This is a genomic window from Sphingosinicella ginsenosidimutans (genome assembly GCF_007995055.1).
Lineage (GTDB): Bacteria > Pseudomonadota > Alphaproteobacteria > Sphingomonadales > Sphingomonadaceae > Allosphingosinicella > Allosphingosinicella ginsenosidimutans.
In genome coordinates, this window is the sequence record NZ_VOQQ01000001.1 from 1,978,848 (window position 1) to 1,996,296 (window position 17,449).

16 protein-coding genes are annotated in these 17,449 nt (G+C 68.1%); 5 read left to right on the forward strand and 11 right to left on the reverse strand.

The window, feature by feature from the left end:
* Window position 1: 1 nt before the first annotated feature.
* Window positions 2–1,000 (forward strand): NAD(P)H-quinone oxidoreductase, encoded by a 999-nt coding sequence (locus FRZ32_RS09995; protein ID WP_147043366.1) that lies wholly within the window; start codon window positions 2–4, stop codon window positions 998–1,000.
* Window positions 997–1,614, forward strand: a complete 618-nt coding sequence (locus tag FRZ32_RS10000; protein ID WP_147043367.1) for a glutathione S-transferase family protein — start codon at window positions 997–999, stop codon at window positions 1,612–1,614. Before FRZ32_RS09995 ends, FRZ32_RS10000 begins: the two co-directional genes overlap by 4 nt.
* A gap of 84 nt (window positions 1,615–1,698) precedes the next feature.
* On the opposite strand, the gene FRZ32_RS10005 is transcribed toward FRZ32_RS10000, so the two are convergent.
* The 8 genes from FRZ32_RS10005 to FRZ32_RS10040 all read right to left on the reverse strand — a co-directional run bounded on the left by FRZ32_RS10005 (window position 1,699) and on the right by FRZ32_RS10040 (window position 11,900).
* Window positions 1,699–3,336 (reverse strand): AMP-binding protein, encoded by a 1,638-nt coding sequence (locus tag FRZ32_RS10005; RefSeq protein ID WP_147043368.1) that lies wholly within the window; start codon window positions 3,334–3,336, stop codon window positions 1,699–1,701.
* Window positions 3,333–3,725: a RidA family protein gene (locus FRZ32_RS10010; protein WP_147043369.1), complete on the reverse strand. Its 393-nt coding sequence runs from the start codon at window positions 3,723–3,725 to the stop codon at window positions 3,333–3,335. The genes FRZ32_RS10005 and FRZ32_RS10010 overlap by 4 nt, the downstream gene beginning before the upstream one ends.
* Window positions 3,722–4,879, reverse strand: coding sequence for an acyl-CoA dehydrogenase family protein (locus FRZ32_RS10015; protein WP_147043370.1), 1,158 nt, complete (start codon window positions 4,877–4,879; stop codon window positions 3,722–3,724). Before FRZ32_RS10015 ends, FRZ32_RS10010 begins: the two co-directional genes overlap by 4 nt.
* Window positions 4,879–5,682: an enoyl-CoA hydratase family protein gene (locus tag FRZ32_RS10020; protein ID WP_147043371.1), complete on the reverse strand. Its 804-nt coding sequence runs from the start codon at window positions 5,680–5,682 to the stop codon at window positions 4,879–4,881. Before FRZ32_RS10020 ends, FRZ32_RS10015 begins: the two co-directional genes overlap by 1 nt.
* Window positions 5,679–6,173 carry a MarR family winged helix-turn-helix transcriptional regulator gene (locus FRZ32_RS10025; RefSeq protein WP_205008256.1) on the reverse strand — a complete coding sequence of 165 codons (495 nt, stop codon included), beginning with the start codon at window positions 6,171–6,173 and terminating at the stop codon, window positions 5,679–5,681. Before FRZ32_RS10025 ends, FRZ32_RS10020 begins: the two co-directional genes overlap by 4 nt.
* A complete protein-coding gene (locus FRZ32_RS10030; RefSeq protein ID WP_147043372.1) occupies window positions 6,170–6,988 on the reverse strand; it encodes an SDR family NAD(P)-dependent oxidoreductase in 819 nt (272 codons plus the stop codon). The genes FRZ32_RS10025 and FRZ32_RS10030 overlap by 4 nt, the downstream gene beginning before the upstream one ends.
* A complete protein-coding gene (locus tag FRZ32_RS10035; protein ID WP_147043373.1) occupies window positions 6,985–9,276 on the reverse strand; it encodes a bifunctional salicylyl-CoA 5-hydroxylase/oxidoreductase in 2,292 nt (763 codons plus the stop codon). Before FRZ32_RS10035 ends, FRZ32_RS10030 begins: the two co-directional genes overlap by 4 nt.
* Window positions 9,277–9,440: 164 nt before the next feature.
* On the reverse strand, window positions 9,441–11,900 hold the full coding sequence (locus FRZ32_RS10040; RefSeq protein WP_147043374.1) for a TonB-dependent receptor: 2,460 nt from the start codon (window positions 11,898–11,900) through the stop codon (window positions 9,441–9,443).
* 243 nt (window positions 11,901–12,143) lie between these two features.
* Between FRZ32_RS10040 and FRZ32_RS10045 the strand changes: the two genes are divergently transcribed.
* Window positions 12,144–12,644: a sterol desaturase family protein gene (locus tag FRZ32_RS10045; RefSeq protein WP_147043375.1), complete on the forward strand. Its 501-nt coding sequence runs from the start codon at window positions 12,144–12,146 to the stop codon at window positions 12,642–12,644.
* Here the strand turns inward: FRZ32_RS10045 and FRZ32_RS10050 are convergent.
* The 3 genes from FRZ32_RS10050 to crtY all read right to left on the reverse strand — a co-directional run bounded on the left by FRZ32_RS10050 (window position 12,641) and on the right by crtY (window position 16,248).
* Window positions 12,641–13,558 (reverse strand): phytoene/squalene synthase family protein, encoded by a 918-nt coding sequence (locus tag FRZ32_RS10050; RefSeq protein WP_147043376.1) that lies wholly within the window; start codon window positions 13,556–13,558, stop codon window positions 12,641–12,643. The genes FRZ32_RS10045 and FRZ32_RS10050 overlap by 4 nt on opposite strands.
* A 120-nt stretch (window positions 13,559–13,678) precedes the next feature.
* Entirely contained in the window at window positions 13,679–15,160 is a 1,482-nt protein-coding gene (locus FRZ32_RS10055) for a phytoene desaturase (protein WP_147043377.1), read from the reverse strand.
* The gene (gene crtY, locus FRZ32_RS10060) at window positions 15,157–16,248 is read right to left on the reverse strand and encodes a lycopene beta-cyclase CrtY (RefSeq protein WP_147043378.1); all 1,092 of its coding nucleotides are present in this window, start codon (window positions 16,246–16,248) and stop codon (window positions 15,157–15,159) included. The genes FRZ32_RS10055 and crtY overlap by 4 nt, the downstream gene beginning before the upstream one ends.
* Window positions 16,249–16,310: 62 nt before the next feature.
* On the opposite strand from crtY, the gene FRZ32_RS10065 reads away from it, so the two are divergent.
* Together FRZ32_RS10065 and FRZ32_RS15440 are read left to right on the forward strand one after the other, a co-directional pair.
* Window positions 16,311–17,156: a sterol desaturase family protein gene (locus tag FRZ32_RS10065; RefSeq protein ID WP_147044420.1), complete on the forward strand. Its 846-nt coding sequence runs from the start codon at window positions 16,311–16,313 to the stop codon at window positions 17,154–17,156.
* Complete coding sequence (locus FRZ32_RS15440) at window positions 17,104–17,436, forward strand: DUF2141 domain-containing protein (protein WP_243445255.1); 333 nt, start codon at window positions 17,104–17,106, stop codon at window positions 17,434–17,436. The genes FRZ32_RS10065 and FRZ32_RS15440 overlap by 53 nt, the downstream gene beginning before the upstream one ends.
* Window positions 17,437–17,449: the final 13 nt, after the last annotated feature.

Below are 17,449 nucleotides of genomic sequence, written 5' to 3' on the forward strand. Positions count from 1 at the left end.
CATGACCGCTGTGCCGGAGGAGATGACTGCGATCGATCCGGCCGTGGCGGGCGGGCCCGAGGTGCTGGCGCCGGTGCGCCGCGCGGTGCCGCGTCCCGGGCCTGGTGAGGTGCTGATCGCGGTCGCCGCGGCGGGGGTGAACCGGCCGGACGTGCTCCAGCGCAAGGGCGCCTATCCTCCGCCGCCAGGCGCGCCGTCCGTCCCTGGGCTGGAAGTGGCGGGGACGGTCGTCGCGGCGGGCGAGGGCGCGGCGTTCGGCCCCGGCGATCGGGTCTGCGCCCTCGTCGCGGGCGGCGGCTATGCCGAATATGCGATCGCGCCCGCGGGCCAGTGCCTGCCGGTGCCGGATGCGCTGACGATGGTCGAGGCGGCGGCGATCCCGGAAACCCTCTTCACGGTGTGGTCGAACCTGTTCGAACGGGCCTATGCCCGCGACGGCGAGACGGCGCTCGTCCATGGCGGCACCAGCGGGATCGGGACGATGGCGATCGCGCTCGGCCGATTGTTCGACGTGAAGATCATCGTCACCTGCGGCACCGACGAGAAATGCGCGCGCGCCGAGGCGTTGGGGGCGGCGCACGCGATCAACTACAGGACGGCGGATTTCGTCGCGGAGACGAAGCGGCTGACGGACGGGCACGGAGTCGACATCGTGCTCGACATGGTCGGCGGCGATTATCTGCCGCGCAATATGGACTGCCTGGTCGAGGATGGCCGCCACGTCTCGATCGCGGTGCAGGGCGGCACGAAGGCCGAAATCAATATCGCCAGGCTGATGCAGCGCCGGCTGGTCCTCACCGGATCGACGCTGCGCCCGCGCTCCGTCACCTTCAAATCGCTGGTGGCGGAGGAATTGCGCCGCGTCGTGTGGCCGTTCGTCGAGGCGGGGGAATTGAAGCCGGTGATCGATTCCGTTTTCCCCCTCGCCGACGCCGCCGAGGCGCATCGCCGCATGGATGCGGGCGACCATGTCGGCAAGATCGTGCTGGAGGTGAGATGATGGAACGGCTTGTCCTCCACGAATATGCCGCGTCGGGAAATTGCTACAAGATCCGCCTGACCGCGGCCCTGCTCGGGCTGAAGATCGAGCGGCGCGAATATGACATCCTGAAGGGCGAGACGCGGACGCCGGAATTTCTCGCCAACGTCAATGCGAACGGGCGTATCCCGACGCTCCAGATCGGCGATCGCTTCCTCCCCGAAAGCAACGCCGCCTGCTTCTATCTCGCCGAAGGTTCAGCCCTGATCCCCGACGACCGGTTCGACCGCGCGGACATGCTGCGCTGGATGTGCTTCGAGCAGTACAGCCACGAACCCTATGTCGCGACGATGCGATTCTGGGTCGCGTTCATCGCCGATCGGCTGAGCGAGGAGCAGAAGGCGCAAATCCCGATGCGCCGCGCGCAGGCGGAAGCGGCGCTGAAGGTGATGGACGGTCATCTGGCGGGCCGCCGGTTCTTCGTGGCCGACCGGCTGACGCTCGCCGACATCGCGCTCTACGCCTACACCCATGTGGCCGAAGAGGGCGATCTCACCCTCGCCCCTTATGCCAATATCCGCGCCTGGCTGGATCGCGTGGCGGCGACGCCGGGCTATGTGGGGATAGGGGCGTAGAGGAGGCAACTGGATGACCCCGGATAAAGTCCGGTATGCGAAGGAGCGGTTTCCCCGGCCCTTGTCGTCATTCCCGCGAAAGCGTCAGAAAGAAGCTGGATTCCCGCTTTCGCGGGAATGACGGGAGAGGGCGTCGCCCGCGTCCCGCAGCGCGAACCTCTGGAGCTTGCCGGTCGCGGTCTTGGGGAGGGCGTCGAGAAAGACGATCTCGCGCGGATATTTGTAAGGGGCGATGGTCGCCTTGGCGTGGTCCTGCAGGAGGCGGACAAGGTCCGGTCCGGGCGCGTAGGCGGGGGCGAGGACGATGAAGGCCTTCACCTTCTGTCCGCGCTCCGGGCAGGGCGCGCCGATCACCGCGCATTCCTGCACCGCCGGATGCGACAGGAGGGCGTTTTCCACCTCCGGCGCGGCGATATTGTAGCCCGAGGAGACGATCATGTCGTCCGAGCGGGCGAGATACCAGAAATAGCCCTCCTCGTCGGCGCGATAGGTGTCGCCGGTGACGTTCCAGCCATCGACGACATAGTTCGACTGGCGCGGATCATCGAGGTAGCGGCAGCCGGTCGGCCCCTTGATCGCGAGCCGCCCGGTGCCGGTCTGGAGCGGCCGGTTCGCCGCGTCGAGCACGCGCGCGACATAGCCGGGTACCGCCTTGCCGGTCGCGCCGGGGCGGATGTCGTCGCCGGAGGCGGAGATGAAGATGTGCATCATCTCGGTACCGCCGATGCCGTCGACGACGCGAAGGTCCGTCGCATCGCGCCACGCCTCCCAGGTGGCGGCGGGCAGATGCTCGCCGGCCGAGACGCAGGTGCGAAGGCTCGAAATATCCGCATCCGCGAGCAGCGGGAGCATCGCCCTGTAGGCGGTCGGGGCGGTGGCGAGCATCGTCACCCGATGCCGCGCGATCGTGTCGAGCAGCGGGCCTGGACCCGGCGTCTCGGTCGTCACGGCCGTCCCGCCGAAGCGCCAGGGGAAGACGAGCTGCATCCCGAGGCCGAAAGTGAAGGCGATCGGCGCGGTCGAGAGCCAGCGATCGCCGGGATTGGGCTTCAGGATGTGGCGCGCGAAGCTGTCGGCGCTGGCGAGGATGTCACGGTGATAGTGGATGCAGCCCTTGGGGTTGCCGGTCGTGCCCGAGGTGAAGGCGATGAGGGCGGGATCGTCGCGATGGGTGGCACAAGCGGTGAAGCCCGGCGCGATCCCTTTCAGCCGCTGCTCCAGCGCGCCGGTGCCGGCATCGCCGTCATAGGTCAGGAGCGAACCGCTGCGGCCGGCGGCCTCGAAATCCTCCAGGAAGCGCGAATCGACGATCGCATGATCGATCAGCGCGCGCTCGAGGATCGTCGCGATCTCGCCGGGGCGGAGCAGGGGCATGGTCGCCACGACCACGCCGCCCGCCTTGAGCACGCCGAGCCAGCAGGCGAACAGCATCATATTGTTGGGCCCGCGCAGGAAGACGCGGTTGCCGGGCACCAGCCCTTCCTCCTCGACCAGAAGGCGCGCGATGCGATCCGAAAGGTCCGCCATCTCGCCATAGGTCCAGCGGCCGGCATCGTTGAGGACCGCGAGCGCATGGGTGGGCTGCCGGTCAATCAGCTCGACCGCCGCGTTGAGGCGCTCCGGATAGCGAAGCTCCGGCAGGGTGAAGAGGAATTCCGGCTGCTGGTCCGGCGGCGGCAGGCGATCGCGCACGAAGGTATCGACATGCGCCGACCCAGTCATTCGGGCACCACCGCCATCGTTTCGACCTCGACCAATGCCGCCGGCTCGACCAGCCCGGCGACGCCGACCACCGCCATCGCCGGGAAGTGGCGGCCGATCAATTCGCGCCACGCGGCCCCGATCTCCGCCAGGCCGGCGCGATAGGCGTCGAGATCGGTCACGTAGCACGTCATCCGCACGATATGTTCGGGGCCGGCTCCGTCCTCGCCAAGGATCGCGAGCGTGTTGACGATCACTTGCCGGAACTGTCCGGCAAGATCGGTCGCGACGAACCGCTCGCGCTCGTCCCAGCCGACGACGCCGGCCGTGACGATCAGGCGGCCGCGCGCCGAAATGCCGTTGGCATAGCCTTTCGGGCGCGGCCAGCCGGGGGGAAGCAGGGCCTTCACCGGGCCGCCTCCGCCAGATGATGGCGCGCGATCACCACCTTCTGCACTTCCGATGCGCCCTCGTAGATCCGAAGCGCCCGGATCTCGCGATAGAGGCGCTCGACGATGCAGCCTTTGGTCACGCCGAGGCCGCCGAACAGCTGGACCGCCTTGTCGATCACCTGCTGGGCGCTGTCGGTCGCGAAGAGTTTCGCCATCGCCGCCTCGCGCGTGTTGCGCCGATCCTGGACATCGCGGATCCAGGCGGCGCGATAGACGAGGAGCGCGGCGGCATCCACGTCGAGCGCCATTTCGGCGAGCATCGACTGGACCACCGCATTGTCGGCAAGCGCGGCGCCGCGAAGCCTTCGATCCCGGACCCGCGCGGTGGCCTCGTCGAGCGCGCGGCGGGCGAAGCCGAGCGCGGCGGCGCCGACGGTGGTGCGGAAGAAATCGAGCGTCGCCATCGCCTGCGCGAATCCGCGCCCGCGCTCGCCGATCAGCGACGCGTGACTGGTGAAGGTGTCGATCCTCAGCGTTGCCAGCGGGTGCGGCGCGATGACCTCGATCCGTTCGCTGGCGTCGATGCGCGCGCCCGGCACGACGACGGCGGATATGCCTCCGGAGCCGCTCGTCCCCTCCTCGCGCGCGAAAACCACATAGAAATCCGCGATCCCGCCGTTCGAGATGAAGGTCTTGGTCCCCCTGACGTTCAGGCCCTCGCGGTCCGGCCAGAAGGTGGTTTCGAGCGCGGCGACGTCCGATCCGGCATCGGGTTCGCTGAGCGCGAAGGCGGCGATCTCGCGCCCCGCGGCGACCGAGGGGAGGTAGAAGCTCTTCTGCTCCTCGTTGCCGAACAGGCTGATCGTCCCCGATCCGAGGCCCTGCATGGCGAAGACGAAATCGGCGAGCCCGTCATGCCGCGCCAGCGTCTCGCGGACGATCGCCAGCGAGCGCACGTCGAGCCGCTCGTGGATGCCGCCATAAGCCGCCGGCACGCAATAGCGAAGCCACCCGGCCTCGCCGAGTTGGCGCACCAGCGCACGACAGGCGTCGTCCACGTCCGCGCCATGCTCGCCGGTCAGGTTCGCGGCGCACCAGGCGTCGAGCTCTTCGGCGAGACGGCGATGGTGATCGTCGAAGAAGGGCCATTCGAGGAAGGAACGGTCCGCCATCAATCGCCCTCGAACTCCGGCGTCCGTTTCGCAGCGAAGGCCTCGAAGGCGCGGCGGAAGTCGTTGGTGGCCATGCAGATCGCCTGGGCCTGCGCCTCCATCTCGATCGCGGTTTCGAGGCTTACCGCCCATTCGGTGCCCAGCTGCGCCTTGGTAATGCCGTGGGCGAAGGTCGGGCCGTCGGCGAGGGTGCGGGCCAGCGCGCGGGCCTCGGCGAGGGGATCGTCGGCGAGCCTGTTGTGGAAGCCCCAGCGCTCGCCCTCCTCGGCGGTCATCACACGGCCGGTGAACAGCAGCTCGGACGCGCGGCCCTGGCCGATGATGCGGGGAAGGATCGCACAGGCGCCCATGTCGCATCCGGCAAGGCCGACGCGGGTGAAGAGGAAGGCGGTCTTCGTATCCGGCGCGGCGATCCTGATGTCCGAGGCCATGGCAAGGATCGCGCCCGCGCCGACGCAGACGCCCTGAAGCGCGGCGACGATCGGCTGCGGGCAGGCGCGCATCGCCTTCACCAGATCGCCGGTCATCCGCGTGAATTCGAGCAGGCCGGGCATTTCCCGCTCCGTCAGCGGGCCGATGATCTCGTGGACGTCGCCGCCGGAGCTGAAATTGCCGCCGGCGCCCGCGACGACCACCGCCTTCACCTCCTTCGCATAGACCAGCGCGCGGAACGCATCGCGAAGCTCGGCATAGGAATCGAAGGTGAGCGGGTTCTTCCGTTCGGGCCGGTTCAGCGTCACCGTCGCGACGCCGGCCTCGAAGCGCCAGCCGAAATGGGCCGGCCGGAAACCGGCCGGGTTCATTTCGCCCTCCGCTGCGAGGCGCGCGCGATCGTCATCTTCATCGTCCCCAAGGCGACATAGAGCCGCTCGCGCTGGGTGAAGTCCAGCCCCGACAGCATCTGATCGATCCACTCGCTATGCGCGCGGGCGAGCTTGCGGAACTGCTCGCGCCCCGCCTCGGTCAGCGTCACGATGGAGGAGCGGCGATCGCCGGGCGGGTGGCGCATCTCGATCAGCCCGTCGCGAACGAGGGTCTTCGCCAGATGGGTGACGTTGCCGTTCGAGACCAGCAGCGCCCCGGCGAGCGCGCCCATCGTCATGCCCTCGGGATTGCGATCGAGCGCCGCGAGCACATCGAAGCGGGGCAGGGTCATGCCGCGCTCGGCGAAACGGCGCTGCAATTCCTTCTCGATCGCCTGGGTGACGGAGAGAAGCCGCAGCCAGACCCGAACGCTCGATTTGTCGCCAAGCTTGCCCTCGTGCTTCTCCGGGATGGGCACCACATGCTTCACATGACTTCTCCCCCGGCAACGGCAAGCGCCTGTCCGGTGATCGATTGGCTGCCGGGAAGGCAGAGGAAGAGCGCCGCATCCGCCACTTGCTGCGGCGTGACGAGGCGGCCCTGCGGATTGAAGCTCGCGAAGCGGGCGCGGACGGTCTCCTCATCTCGTCCGGTCTTCGCGCCGATCGCGGCGACGGCGTCGGCGATGATATCGGTGTCGGTGAAGCCGGGGCAGACGGCATTGGCGGTGGCGTTGGTCTCGGCAAGCTCGAGCGCGAGCGCGCGCATCAGGCCGACGGCGCCATGCTTCGCCGCGACATAGGCCGCGCTATATTTGTAGCCCCGGAGCCCCGCGGTCGAGGCGATGGTGACGATGCGCCCCGCCGGCGCGGCGACGATGTCGTCAAAGGCCGCCTGGCAGCAATGGAAGAGCGCGTCGAGATTGACCGCCATCATCGCGCGCCACGAGTCCTCCGTCACGCGGGCGAAGGGGGCGTTTTCGACCGCGCCGGCATTGTTGATGAGGATCGTGATCGGCCCGTTCGCTGCGCGCGCGGCCGCGAAGGCGCGCTCGGCCTCTGCGCGGTCGGTGACGTCGGCCGCGCAAACCTCCACCCCCTCGTCCGCCCCGGGCCCTTCCACGCCGCCCGCCGCGTCGCTCTGGGCTTGGGACAAGCGGATGCTCTGGGCGACCTCCGCAAGCTTCTCCCGCCGCCGCCCGATCAGCGTCAACTTCGCGCCCTCGGCGGCGAGCGTGCGGGCAATGGCGGCACCGATGCCGGTGCCGCCGCCGGTCACCACCGCATGGGCGCCGGCGAGCCTCATGCCTTGAGCTCCGCCTCGCGCGCGAGGTTGCGGGCGAGCTGAGCCATGCCGGCGAGATAGGGCGGCGGGACGGCGACGCGGCGATAATCCTGCTGCGCGGCGGCGCGCAGGGTCCACATCGGATCGATGAGGTGCGGCCGGGCGAGCGCGACCAGATCGGCGCGGCCGGCGGCGAGGATCGAATTCACGTGATCGGCCTCGTAGATATTGCCCACCGCCATCGTCGTGAGCCGCCCTTCATTGCGGATCTGATCGGCGAAGGGGGTCTGGAACATGCGGCCGTAGACCGGCTGGCAATCCGCCCAGGTCTGGCCGGCGGACACGTCGATGAGGTCCGCGCCCGCCTCCGCAAAGGCGCGGCCGATCGCCACCGCCTCGTCCGGCGTGACGCCGCGATCGCCCATCCAGTCATTGGCGGAGATGCGGACGGACATCGGCCGGTCTTCCGGCCAGGCGTCGCGCATCGCCCGGAAGACCTGGAGCGGGAAGCGCAGGCGATTGTCGAGGCTGCCGCCATATTCATCGGTGCGCCTGTTGGTGAGCGGCGTGATGAAGCTGGAGAGCAGATAGCCGTGGGCGGCGTGCAATTCGATCATGTCGAACCCGGCTTCGAGCCCCATGCGGACCGAGGCGACGAACTGCGCGATCGCCCGGTCCATGTCGGCGCGAGTCATCGGACGGGGGATCTGGTTGTCCGGGCCCCACGGCACGTCGGAGGCCGCCATGACCGGCCAGTTGCCGCTGTCCAGCGGCACGTCATAGCCCTCCCAGCCGACCTTGGTGGACCCCTTCGGTCCCGAATGGCCAAGCTGGAGGCAGAACTTTGCCCGGCTGCGCGCGTGGACGAAATCGACGATCCGCTTCCAGGCGGCGACATGCTCAGGCGCATAGATGCCGGCGCAGCCCGGCGTGATCCGCCCTTCCGGCGAGACGCAGGTCATTTCGGTGTAAAGGAGGCCGGCGCCGCCTTCGGCCCGCGCGCCATAATGGACGAGGTGGAAATCGTTCGGCAGGCCGTCGGTCGCCGAATAGGTCGCCATCGGCGAGACGACGACGCGGTTCGCCAGCGCCATGGCGCGCAGCCGGAACGGCGCGAACATCGGCGGCGCCGGCTCGTTCACCGGATGGCCGGCCGCCTGGGACTGGAACCAGCGCTCGACCCCCTCCAGCCAGGCCTTGTCCCGCAGCCGCAGATTTTCGTGGCTGACCCGCTGGGAGCGGGTGAGCAGCGAATATGCGAACTGGATCGGCGCGAAATGCAGATAGCGGTCGAGCGTCTCAAACCATTCGGTGGAGTTGCGCGCGCTGTTCTGGAGCTTCAGCACCTCGAGATTGCGCTCGGCCTGATATTCGGCGAGCGCGGCATCGCGGGTGAGGCCCGGGCGGCTCAGCACCTCGGCGAGCTTGATCGCATCCTCGAGCGCGAGCTTGGTGCCCGATCCGATCGAGAAATGCGCGGTGTGCGCGGCATCGCCGAGCAGGATGAGATTGCGATAGTGCCAGGTGTCGCAGACGATCCGCCGGAAATTGAGCCAGGCCTGCGGCCCCGGCAGGTGGGTCGCGTTTGACATCAATGCGTGACCGTCGAGATATTTGGCGAAGATGCGTTCGCAGAGCGCGATCGCCTCGGGCTGGTCCATCCGGTCGAGCCCGAGCCCGGTCCAGGTGTCCGGGTCCATCTCGACGATGAAAGTGCTCATCCCCTCATCGAAGCGATAAGCGTGCGCCCAGACCCAGCCGGCTTCGGTCTCCTCGAAGGCGAAGGTGAAGGCCTCGAACGCCTTCGTCGTCCCGAACCAGAAGAACTTGTTGCGCCGAACCTGGACGTCGACGTCGAAATGCTCGGCGTAGCGGTCGCGGATCCGGCTGTTGGCCCCGTCGGCGGCGATGACGAGGTCGTAGCCGGCCCAGTCGTCGAGGTCGGCGCTCGCTTCATGTTCGAAATGCAGCGCCACGCCGAGATCGCGCGCCCGCGCCTGGAGCAGGTTGAGCAGGCGCTTGCGACCGATGCCGATGAAGCCGTGGCCGGACGAGCGGATCGTCTCGCCATGGATATGGACCTCGATATCGTCCCAATGCGCGAATTCGGAGGCGATCGCCGCGCCGGAGACCGGATCGTTCGCCATCAGGTTCTCGACCGTCTGGTCGGAGAAGACGACGCCCCAGCCGAACGTGTCGTCGGGCCGGTTGCGTTCGAAGACGTGCACGTCGTGCGCCGCATCACGCAGCTTCATCGAGATCGCGAAATAGAGCCCGGCGGGCCCCCCGCCGAGGCAAGCGATGCGCATTCCGCCTTCCCCCGGTTCTTTAGTCTTAAACTATCTCGCCGTTTCGCCGCGTCAAGAGGCACTTGGACAGCAAGGTTGAGGGCCTGTCTCGAATGGCGGATGCACGATCGCCGGGCAACGCGTGGCGCGGCCCGGCGATCGATCGTCTGGTTGATCGCGGATCGTCAGAAGGCGACGCTGGCCTCGATGCCGTACGTCCGCGGCGGATTGAAATTGGCATAGTCGCCGAGGATCGCGGCATTGGCGGCCGAGCGGCGGTAGATGTGCGTTTCGTTGAGCAGGTTGCGGCTCCACAGCGAAAAGGTCATCCGCGCGCCGTTCCCCATCGCCACATCGGCAAGAGCGATCCGCCCGTTCACCACGAAGCTCGAGTCCGTCTTCACCGCCTCGTTCTGGAAGCTGTATTGCGGATCGGCGTAATTGGCGTCGAGGTGGATGCGAAGCGACGCGTCCGCGAAGCCGAGCGGCGAACTCCAGTCGATCGAGCCGGTCGCGGCATTCCTCGGCGTATAGACGACGAACACCTGGAAGGGGATGTTGCCGAGGAACGGGTTCGGCGTCGCCGGCACGTGGGTGTAGGTATAGGCGTAGGACGCGCCGATGGTGAGGTTCTGCGTGATCCGCGCGGTGAAATCCGCCTCGAGGCCGCGAATTCGCGAGGTGCCGGGGGCGTTGCGCGTCTCTTCCGTGTGCAGGTTGAAGGTCGGGCTGTTGGGATCGGTGTCGACATTGTCGAAATCGGTCTGGGTGCCGGTGCGGTCCATCATGTAACCGGCGAGATTGAGCCGGACCCTGCGATCGAGCAGATCGAGCTTCGCGCCGATTTCATAGGATTTGACCACTTCGGGGCCGAAGGCGGTGAAGGTCTGCGAGCGATCGTTCGCGCCGCCGGCGCGGTAGCCGGTGGCGTAGCGGGCATAGAGATTGACGCCCGGCGCGACATCGGCCGCGATCGTCGCCATCGGATCGAAGCGGTTGCCGCGGAAATGGAACTCGAAGGCCGCGGGCTGGCCGTTGACGAAGGTCAGCGTGCCGTCGCGCCGGTCGTCGGTATAGCGGCCGCCGACGGTGAGGTGGAGGAGATCGAGCCCCGGCGGGGTCCATGTCGCCTGGCCATAAGCGGCATAGCTGCGCGCCCGCGCATTGCTGTCGCGCTGAACGAACCAGTCGGCCGGGTCCCAGCCCTGGTTGGCCGAGGTGATCGTGCCCGGAACGGTTTCGCTGTTGATCGTATAGCCGGTGCCGTCGGCATTCCATCGGTTGCTCGACGGCGTCGCCGCGCGCTCGCGCGCATGTTCGTTGAAATAATAGAGGCCGAGCACATAATCGATGTGCGAGAAGCTGCCGACCGCCTGGAATTCCTGGCTGAACTGCGACTGATCGAGGTGCGAGAGGCTGTAGCGGCTGAAATTCGCATTGGGCGCGAAGATCGTTCGGTGGGCGCCGCCGGAATTGTCCCACTGATCGGTGGTGACGCCGCGCCAGGCGGTGATCGACCGCAGCTCGATCGCCGGGGAGATCTGGTAGCGCAGGTTGGCCGAGGTGCCGTGCGTGCGATCGACGCTCGGCTGCTGCGGCACGCCGATATCGGCGACGCGCATCCGATGATCGCCGCTGACGACGACCAGCGGGGACAAGGGCGCGATGCAGGCCGTGCAGGCCGGGGCGCCGGCGGGGCTGCCCGGGGCAACGAGACGGTTGGTGGTGGGATCATAGACGCCGACGACGCGGCCCTGCGGATTGTAATTGACCAGCTGGCTGTAATTGGGCGTGTTCTCGTCCTTCGACTGATCGTAGGAGAAGTCGGCGGTGAAGCCCTGGAAGGGCGTCCAGCGCGCCTGCACGCGCCCGCCGACGCGGTGATAGAAATTCCAGCCGGTCTGGCCGGCCAGCGGATTGAGCACCGTCGGATCCTGATGCTGGACGACGGCGTCGAGCTTGACCGCGACATTGGCGACGGCGGGAAGATCGACGTGGACCTGCCCGGAATAGCTGCCGTAATTGCCGATGCCGGCGTTTGCGCGAAGGCCGAATTCGCCGGTCGGCTGGCGGGTGACGATGCTCAAGGCGCCGCCCTCGGTGTTGCGGCCGAACAAGGTGCCCTGCGGCCCGCGCAGCACCTCGATCCGCTCCACGTCGAACAAGGCGGCGTTGAGGCCCTGCGAACGGCCGAGATAGACGCCGTCGAGATAGACGCCCACGCCCGAATCCCGCGCCGTCTGGTTCTGATCGAAGGGGACGATGCCGCGGATGCCGATGGTGAGCGCGGACTGCCGCGCCTCGAAGGTCGCGACCCGAAGCGACGGGACGGCGCCGTCGGCGAGATCATAGAGCGCCTGGACGTGGCGATCGGCGACGCTCTGGGGATCGAGCACGCTCACCGCGACCGGCGTGTCCTGCAAATTGGTCTCGCGCCGGGTCGCGGTGACGATCACCTCGCCGAGGCTCTGGGCGGACGAATCGTCCGCCGGCGCGGCGGAGGCGGGAGCGCCGGTGCCTTCGGTCGGCTCGGCGGTGACGGCCGGCATGTCGGCGGCGGCCTGCGCATGGACGCCGGCTGGCGCGAAGGCGAGCAGCGCCCCGCCGAGAAGCAACTGGCGGCGAAGCAGGTGGTGGTAGCGCATGGTGTCGAACTCCCTCGATGATCGTCCCGCGGCCGATGCTGGAGGGTGTGACTGGCCGCGCCGGCCCCGCGGCGCAGGCTGCCAGTCACGATCATCGCCCCACGGTTCGCCCGCTCAGGGGCGCCGTAGCCACGGGCCGGGTCAGTTCGGTTTCGCTTTTGCGACAGCTTCGTGACGGGCCTGAAGATCGGTCGCGGCATGAAAATTCGAGCGATCCGCAGCGCGGCGCGCTATAGGGCCGCGATGCACTGGTTGACCGGCCTCGCCCTGTTCCTCGCCACCGTGATCGGCATGGAGGGCGTCGCCTATGTCGCGCACCGCTGGGTGATGCACGGGCCGGGCTGGTTCCTGCACGAAAGCCATCATCGGGCGCGCACGGGGCGCTTCGAGGCGAACGATCTCTACGCGGTGATCTTCGCGATCCCGTCGATCCTGCTGATCCTCGGCGGGGTCGATCTCGGCTGGGGCGAATGGGCGATCTGGGTTGGCGCCGGGATTGCCGCTTATGGCGCGATCTATTTCGGCTTTCACGACGTCATCGTCCACAAGCGGCTGGCCCACCGCTACGTGCCGCGATCGGCTTATATGAAGCGCATCGTCCAGGCCCACCGGCTCCACCACGCTGTCGAGACCAAGGCGGGGACGGTCAGCTTCGGCTTCCTCTGGGCGCCCCCCGCGGAGGAGTTGAAGGCGGAGCTCAAGCGGCGGGAGCGGGCAGGAGTTCGGGCGCCGGCGGGGCGTTAGCGCGGCCGGGTCCAAAGCCCGGTGCGGTCGACCGGCGCCGGCCGATCGCCGCATTCCATCAGGGCGTTGGCGACCAGCACGATCTTTTCCGGCTTGTGGACGACGGTGCGGCTGTCCCAGGCATGCGGGCCGCGGGCGACGACCTTGCGGGCGATGCCGCCATAGATGTTCGCCGCCGACAGCACCGCCCAGCGCGCGCGGAAGGGGAGGCGTGCCGCCCCGACACGGGCCGAGGCTTCATAGCGCTCGACCAGCGCGCCGAGCCGCTCGGCAACGCGGGCGAGATGGTCGCGATCCGCCGGATCCACCGCGCCCCATTCGGCGGGGATATAGACCCGGCCGACGCCATGATCCTCGACGATGTCGCGGGCGATGTTGGCGAGCTGGAAGGCGAGGCCGAGATCGGAGGCGCGGTCGAGCGTGTCCTCGTCGTCCGGCGTGACCCCCATCAGCACCGCCATCATGCAGCCGACCGCGCCGGCGACGTGGTAGCAATAGCGCAAGAGGTCGTCCTCGCCTTGCGGCCGCCAGCCATCGGCGTCGAGCGCGAAGCCGGCGAGGTGGTCGTCGATGAAACGGCGGGGAATCGCGCATTCGGCCGCGACCACGCGGAGCGCATCGAACGGGGCGACCCCCACCGCTTCGCCGGCGAGGGCGCGGTTCGTGGTCTCGCGGATGAAGGCGATGCGCCGCTGCGGATCGGCGGGGGCGGCGGCGCCGTGGCCGAGCGTCTGCCCGTCGGCCAGATCGTCGCAGGCGCGGCACCAGCTGTAGAGCAGCCAGGCGCGCTCGCGCGTCTGCTGATCGAACAAATTGCTCGCGAAGCGGAAGGATTTGGAGCCGTTGCGGATGATCCGCTCGGCCTCCGCGACGAGCGATCCCCTTTCGGCTTCCGGAGCGCGATCGGCTATCATCGGACCGTCATTGCGGGGAGCGAAGCGACGAAGCAATCTACCCGCGCCGGCCGCCGCACTGGATTGCTTCCCCCGGCTTGCGCCGGGGTCCCAATGACGAAGGTGCCGGGGGAATGCGTGTCAGCGGCCGAGATCATCGATCATCAATCCTGCAGTCGCCTTGGCGCTGCCGACGACCCCGGGGATGCCCGCGCCCGGATGGGTGCCGGCGCCGACGAAATAGAGGTTCGGGATCACATCGTCACGGTTGTGGACGCGGAACCAGGCGCTCTGGGTCAGCAGCGGTTCCAGGCTGAAGGCGGACCCCAGATGCGCGCCGAGATCGCCGGCGAAGTCCGCCGGCGTATAGTGGAAGCAGGTGGTGATGTTGCGCCGCAGCCCCGGGGCGACGCGCTGCTCCACGATTTCGAGGATGCGGTCGCGATAGCGCGGCCCCTCGATGCTCCAGTCCACATCGAGCTTGCCGAGATGCGGCACCGGGGCGAGCGCGTAGAAGGTCGAATCGCCGATCGGCGCCATCGACGGATCGGTGATGCTGGGGTGGTGGAGATAGAGCGACGGATCGTCGGCGAGCCGCCCCTTCGCATAGATGTCGTCGAGCAGGCCCCTGTAGCGCGGGCCGAACAGGATCGTGTGGTGCTTGATGTCGGGATAGTCGCCCTTCGCGCCGAAGTGGACGACGAAGAGCGATGGGGAGAAGCGCTTGCGCCGCAGCTTCGCCGCCGCCGACGCCCCCCGCCTGTGCCCGCGAATGAGATCGTAGGAATGGACGACATCGCCGTTGGAGGCGATCGCGTCGAACTGGGCATGCCAGCCGCTTCTGGTGAGCAGGCCCGTTGCGCGGCCGTCGCCGGTGAAGATCTCCTCGACCGGATCGGCGAGGCGCAAGGTGCCGCCGATCCGCTCGAAATGCGCGACCATGCCCTTCACCAGCGCATTTGTGCCGCCGCGCGCGAACCAGACCCCGCCATCGCGCTCCAGCTTGTGGATCAGGGCGTAGATCGAGCTCGTCGTCATCGGATTGCCGCCGACGAGGAGGGTGTGGAACGACAGCGCCTCGCGCAGATGCTCGTCCTTCACGAAGCCCGACACGATCGAATAGACCGATCGCCAGGCCTGATAGCGCATCAGGCTGGGCCCCGCCTTCAGCATCGCGGCGAAATCGAGGAAGGGGACCGCGCCGAGCTTCTCATAGCCTTCGCGATAGACGCCGGCCGAATAGCGAAGGAACTTCGCATAGCCATCGACATCGTCGGGGTTCAGCGCGGCGATCTGCTCGGTGAGGCGGGCGTCGTCATTGCTATAGTCGAACACCGTCCCGTCCGGCCATGAGAGCCGGTAGAAGGGCGCGACCGGCATCAGCTCGACATCGCGGCGCATGTCGGCGCCGGTCAGGCCCCACAGCTCTCTCAGGCAATCGGGATCGGTGATGACGGTCGGGCCGGCATCGAAGACATAGCCGTCCTTCACCCAGTGATAGGCACGGCCGCCCGGCTTGTCGCGCGCCTCGACGATGGTCGTGTCGATCCCGGCGGACTGGAGCCGGATGCCCAGCGCGAGGCCGCCGAAGCCGGCGCCGATGATGGCGGCGGTCCTGGTCATGCGAGGGCCTTCAGCGCGCGCAGCAGCGGCACGGGCGGCTTGCCCGAAAGGATCCGCGCCTTGTCCGCGAAGGTTGAGCCGGCGGCGTAGAAGCGCTCGATCAGGCGCGGATCGAGCCGGTAGAAATGCTGGAGCACCCTGTAGCGATCGGCCGGCGGCGCGGCGCGGAACAGCATCCGATCGAGCAGCCGGTAGAATCCGCGCGCCTTCCACAGCCGCTTCGCCTCGGCGCGGAGCAGCTGGGGCAGCCTGGCGAAATCGCGCTGGCGGGCGATCAGCAGCGCGATCCGCACCGCATCCGGGAGCGAATAGCCGGTGGTCGGATGGAAGAAGCCGCCGCGCAGCCCGATCCGCGCCGCTCCTTCGGTCTCGGGCCAGAAGGCGTCGAAATCCCCGCCCATCGCGACCGGGAGCACGCCGGCTTCCTCGCCCTCCACCGCGGCGATGCGCCAGCCGCGCGCGTCGGCATAGGCCTCGATCCGCGCGGCGAGCGCCGCCCGGTCCAGCGTCGGATCGGTGCTGTAATAGGTGTCCTCGATCAGGAGTCGGTCCTCGGCGAAGGGCAGGCAGTAGATGAAGCGATAGCCGTCCGTCTGATCGACGCAAGCGTCCATCACGATCGGGCGGGCAAGGCCGTGCGGCGCGGCGAGCCGGAGATCGCGGCCGACGAACTTCTGCCAGCCGAGATCGAGCGCGTCGAGGTTCGCGGCGCCGCGCGCGTCGATATCGATCCGCGCTTCGTCGACGCCCTCGCCAAGCCGGTACTGGTCGGGGCGGAGCCGCTCGCGCACCAGCGCGTCGAGACGATCGGACCGGGTGCTGTTGTAGCGGGTGGGGAGCGTGCGTGCCCGGTCCGGAAAACGGACGTCATAACCGTCCCAGCTTGCCGCGATCATCGGCTCGACCAGCCAGCGATCGCCCGGCGCGACGTCAGCATCGAAGAAGGACCAGACATGATTGCCGCCGAAGCGCTCGCCCTGCTCGACCAGCACGAAGTCGGCATCGGGCCTGAGCTTGGCGAGCGCCAGCGCGACAAGGCAGCCGGCAAGGCCGCCGCCGGCGATCGTCAATGGCCCGTCCCGCGTCACCTCGCCCTCCTACGCAAGGCCTTCGCGGAACGCCACCGCGCGTGTAGGGAAGCCGTGTGGACCTGATGCTCGCCATCTCACTGTCGGTCGCCGCGATGACGATCATCGTCGCGCTGCGCTATCTGGCGGTCAGCGGCGGTTTCGCGCTGCTCACCCGCGCGCGGTTTCCGGGCCTCTACGGCGGGCTCGATACCCAGATCCGGCGCGAGATCGCCTGGTCGCTGGCCAGCGCCTTCCTCTATGGCGCCCCGGCCGGGCTGCTTGCCTGGGGATGGCAGAATCGCGGCTGGACGCGGGTCTATTCCGATGTGAACGATTATCCGATCTGGTGGCTTCCGGTTTCGATCCTGGTCTACCTCGCGCTGCACGACGCCTGGTTCTACTGGACGCACCGCTGGATGCACCGGCCGAAGCTGTTCCGCATCGCCCATGCCGTCCACCACGCCAGCCGACCGCCCACGGCCTGGGCCGCGATGAGCTTCCATCCGTGGGAGGCGCTGACCGGCGCCGTCGTCATCCCAGCGCTCGTCCTTGCCATCCCGATCCACATCGCGGCGCTCGGCATCGTGCTCGCGATCATGACGCTGATGGGCGTCACGAACCATATGGGTTGGGAAATGTTCCCGCGCCCATTGGTCGAAGGGCGCGCCGGCGCCTGGCTCATCACCGCCTCCCACCATCAGCGCCACCATCAGCAATATGGATGCAATTATGGCCTCTATTTCCGTTTCTGGGATCGCCTGTGCGGCACGGATCGCGGCCTCGGCGCGTTCGATCGGCGCCGCGGCGCTGCTGCTCGCTGCGGGGACAGCGCGGGCGACCGATCTGGAGGTCCAGATCCACGGGCTGAGGAACATGAGGGGGTCGATCGAACTGTGCCTCACGCGCAGCCCGGCGCACTTTCCTGATTGCACGGGATCGCCGGGAATGGTGAGCCGAACCGTCCGTGCGGCCGACGCGGGCTCCGTGCTGTTCCGCGGCCTCCCGCCCGGCGATTACGCCGTTTCGGTCATCCACGACGAGAATGACGATGGCCGGCTCAACACCTTCGTCGGTATCCCGCGCGAAGGCTTCGGTTTTTCGCGCAACCCGCGCATCCGCATGGGGCCGCCGCGCTTCGAGGAATGCCGCATCGCCGTCACCGGCGCCGCGATGCGCGAGGTCATCCAGATCAAATATCTTCTCTAGAAGAAGGACGGAC

What these genes read in the sequence shown, in the direction of transcription:
- FRZ32_RS09995 (WP_147043366.1), top strand. Translation starts at nt 2, where the DNA reads ATGACCGCTGTGCCGGAGGAGATGACTGCGATCGATCCGGCCGTGGCG.
- FRZ32_RS10000 (WP_147043367.1), top strand. Translation starts at nt 997, where the DNA reads ATGATGGAACGGCTTGTCCTCCACGAATATGCCGCGTCGGGAAATTGC.
- FRZ32_RS10005 (WP_147043368.1), bottom strand. Translation starts at nt 3,336, where the DNA reads ATGACTGGGTCGGCGCATGTCGATACCTTCGTGCGCGATCGCCTGCCG.
- FRZ32_RS10015 (WP_147043370.1), bottom strand. Translation starts at nt 4,879, where the DNA reads ATGGCGGACCGTTCCTTCCTCGAATGGCCCTTCTTCGACGATCACCAT.
- FRZ32_RS10020 (WP_147043371.1), bottom strand. Translation starts at nt 5,682, where the DNA reads ATGAACCCGGCCGGTTTCCGGCCGGCCCATTTCGGCTGGCGCTTCGAG.
- FRZ32_RS10030 (WP_147043372.1), bottom strand. Translation starts at nt 6,988, where the DNA reads ATGAGGCTCGCCGGCGCCCATGCGGTGGTGACCGGCGGCGGCACCGGC.
- FRZ32_RS10035 (WP_147043373.1), bottom strand. Translation starts at nt 9,276, where the DNA reads ATGCGCATCGCTTGCCTCGGCGGGGGGCCCGCCGGGCTCTATTTCGCG.
- FRZ32_RS10040 (WP_147043374.1), bottom strand. Translation starts at nt 11,900, where the DNA reads ATGCGCTACCACCACCTGCTTCGCCGCCAGTTGCTTCTCGGCGGGGCG.
- FRZ32_RS10045 (WP_147043375.1), top strand. Translation starts at nt 12,144, where the DNA reads ATGCACTGGTTGACCGGCCTCGCCCTGTTCCTCGCCACCGTGATCGGC.
- FRZ32_RS10050 (WP_147043376.1), bottom strand. Translation starts at nt 13,558, where the DNA reads ATGATAGCCGATCGCGCTCCGGAAGCCGAAAGGGGATCGCTCGTCGCG.
- FRZ32_RS10055 (WP_147043377.1), bottom strand. Translation starts at nt 15,160, where the DNA reads ATGACCAGGACCGCCGCCATCATCGGCGCCGGCTTCGGCGGCCTCGCG.
- FRZ32_RS15440 (WP_243445255.1), top strand. Translation starts at nt 17,104, where the DNA reads ATGAGGGGGTCGATCGAACTGTGCCTCACGCGCAGCCCGGCGCACTTT.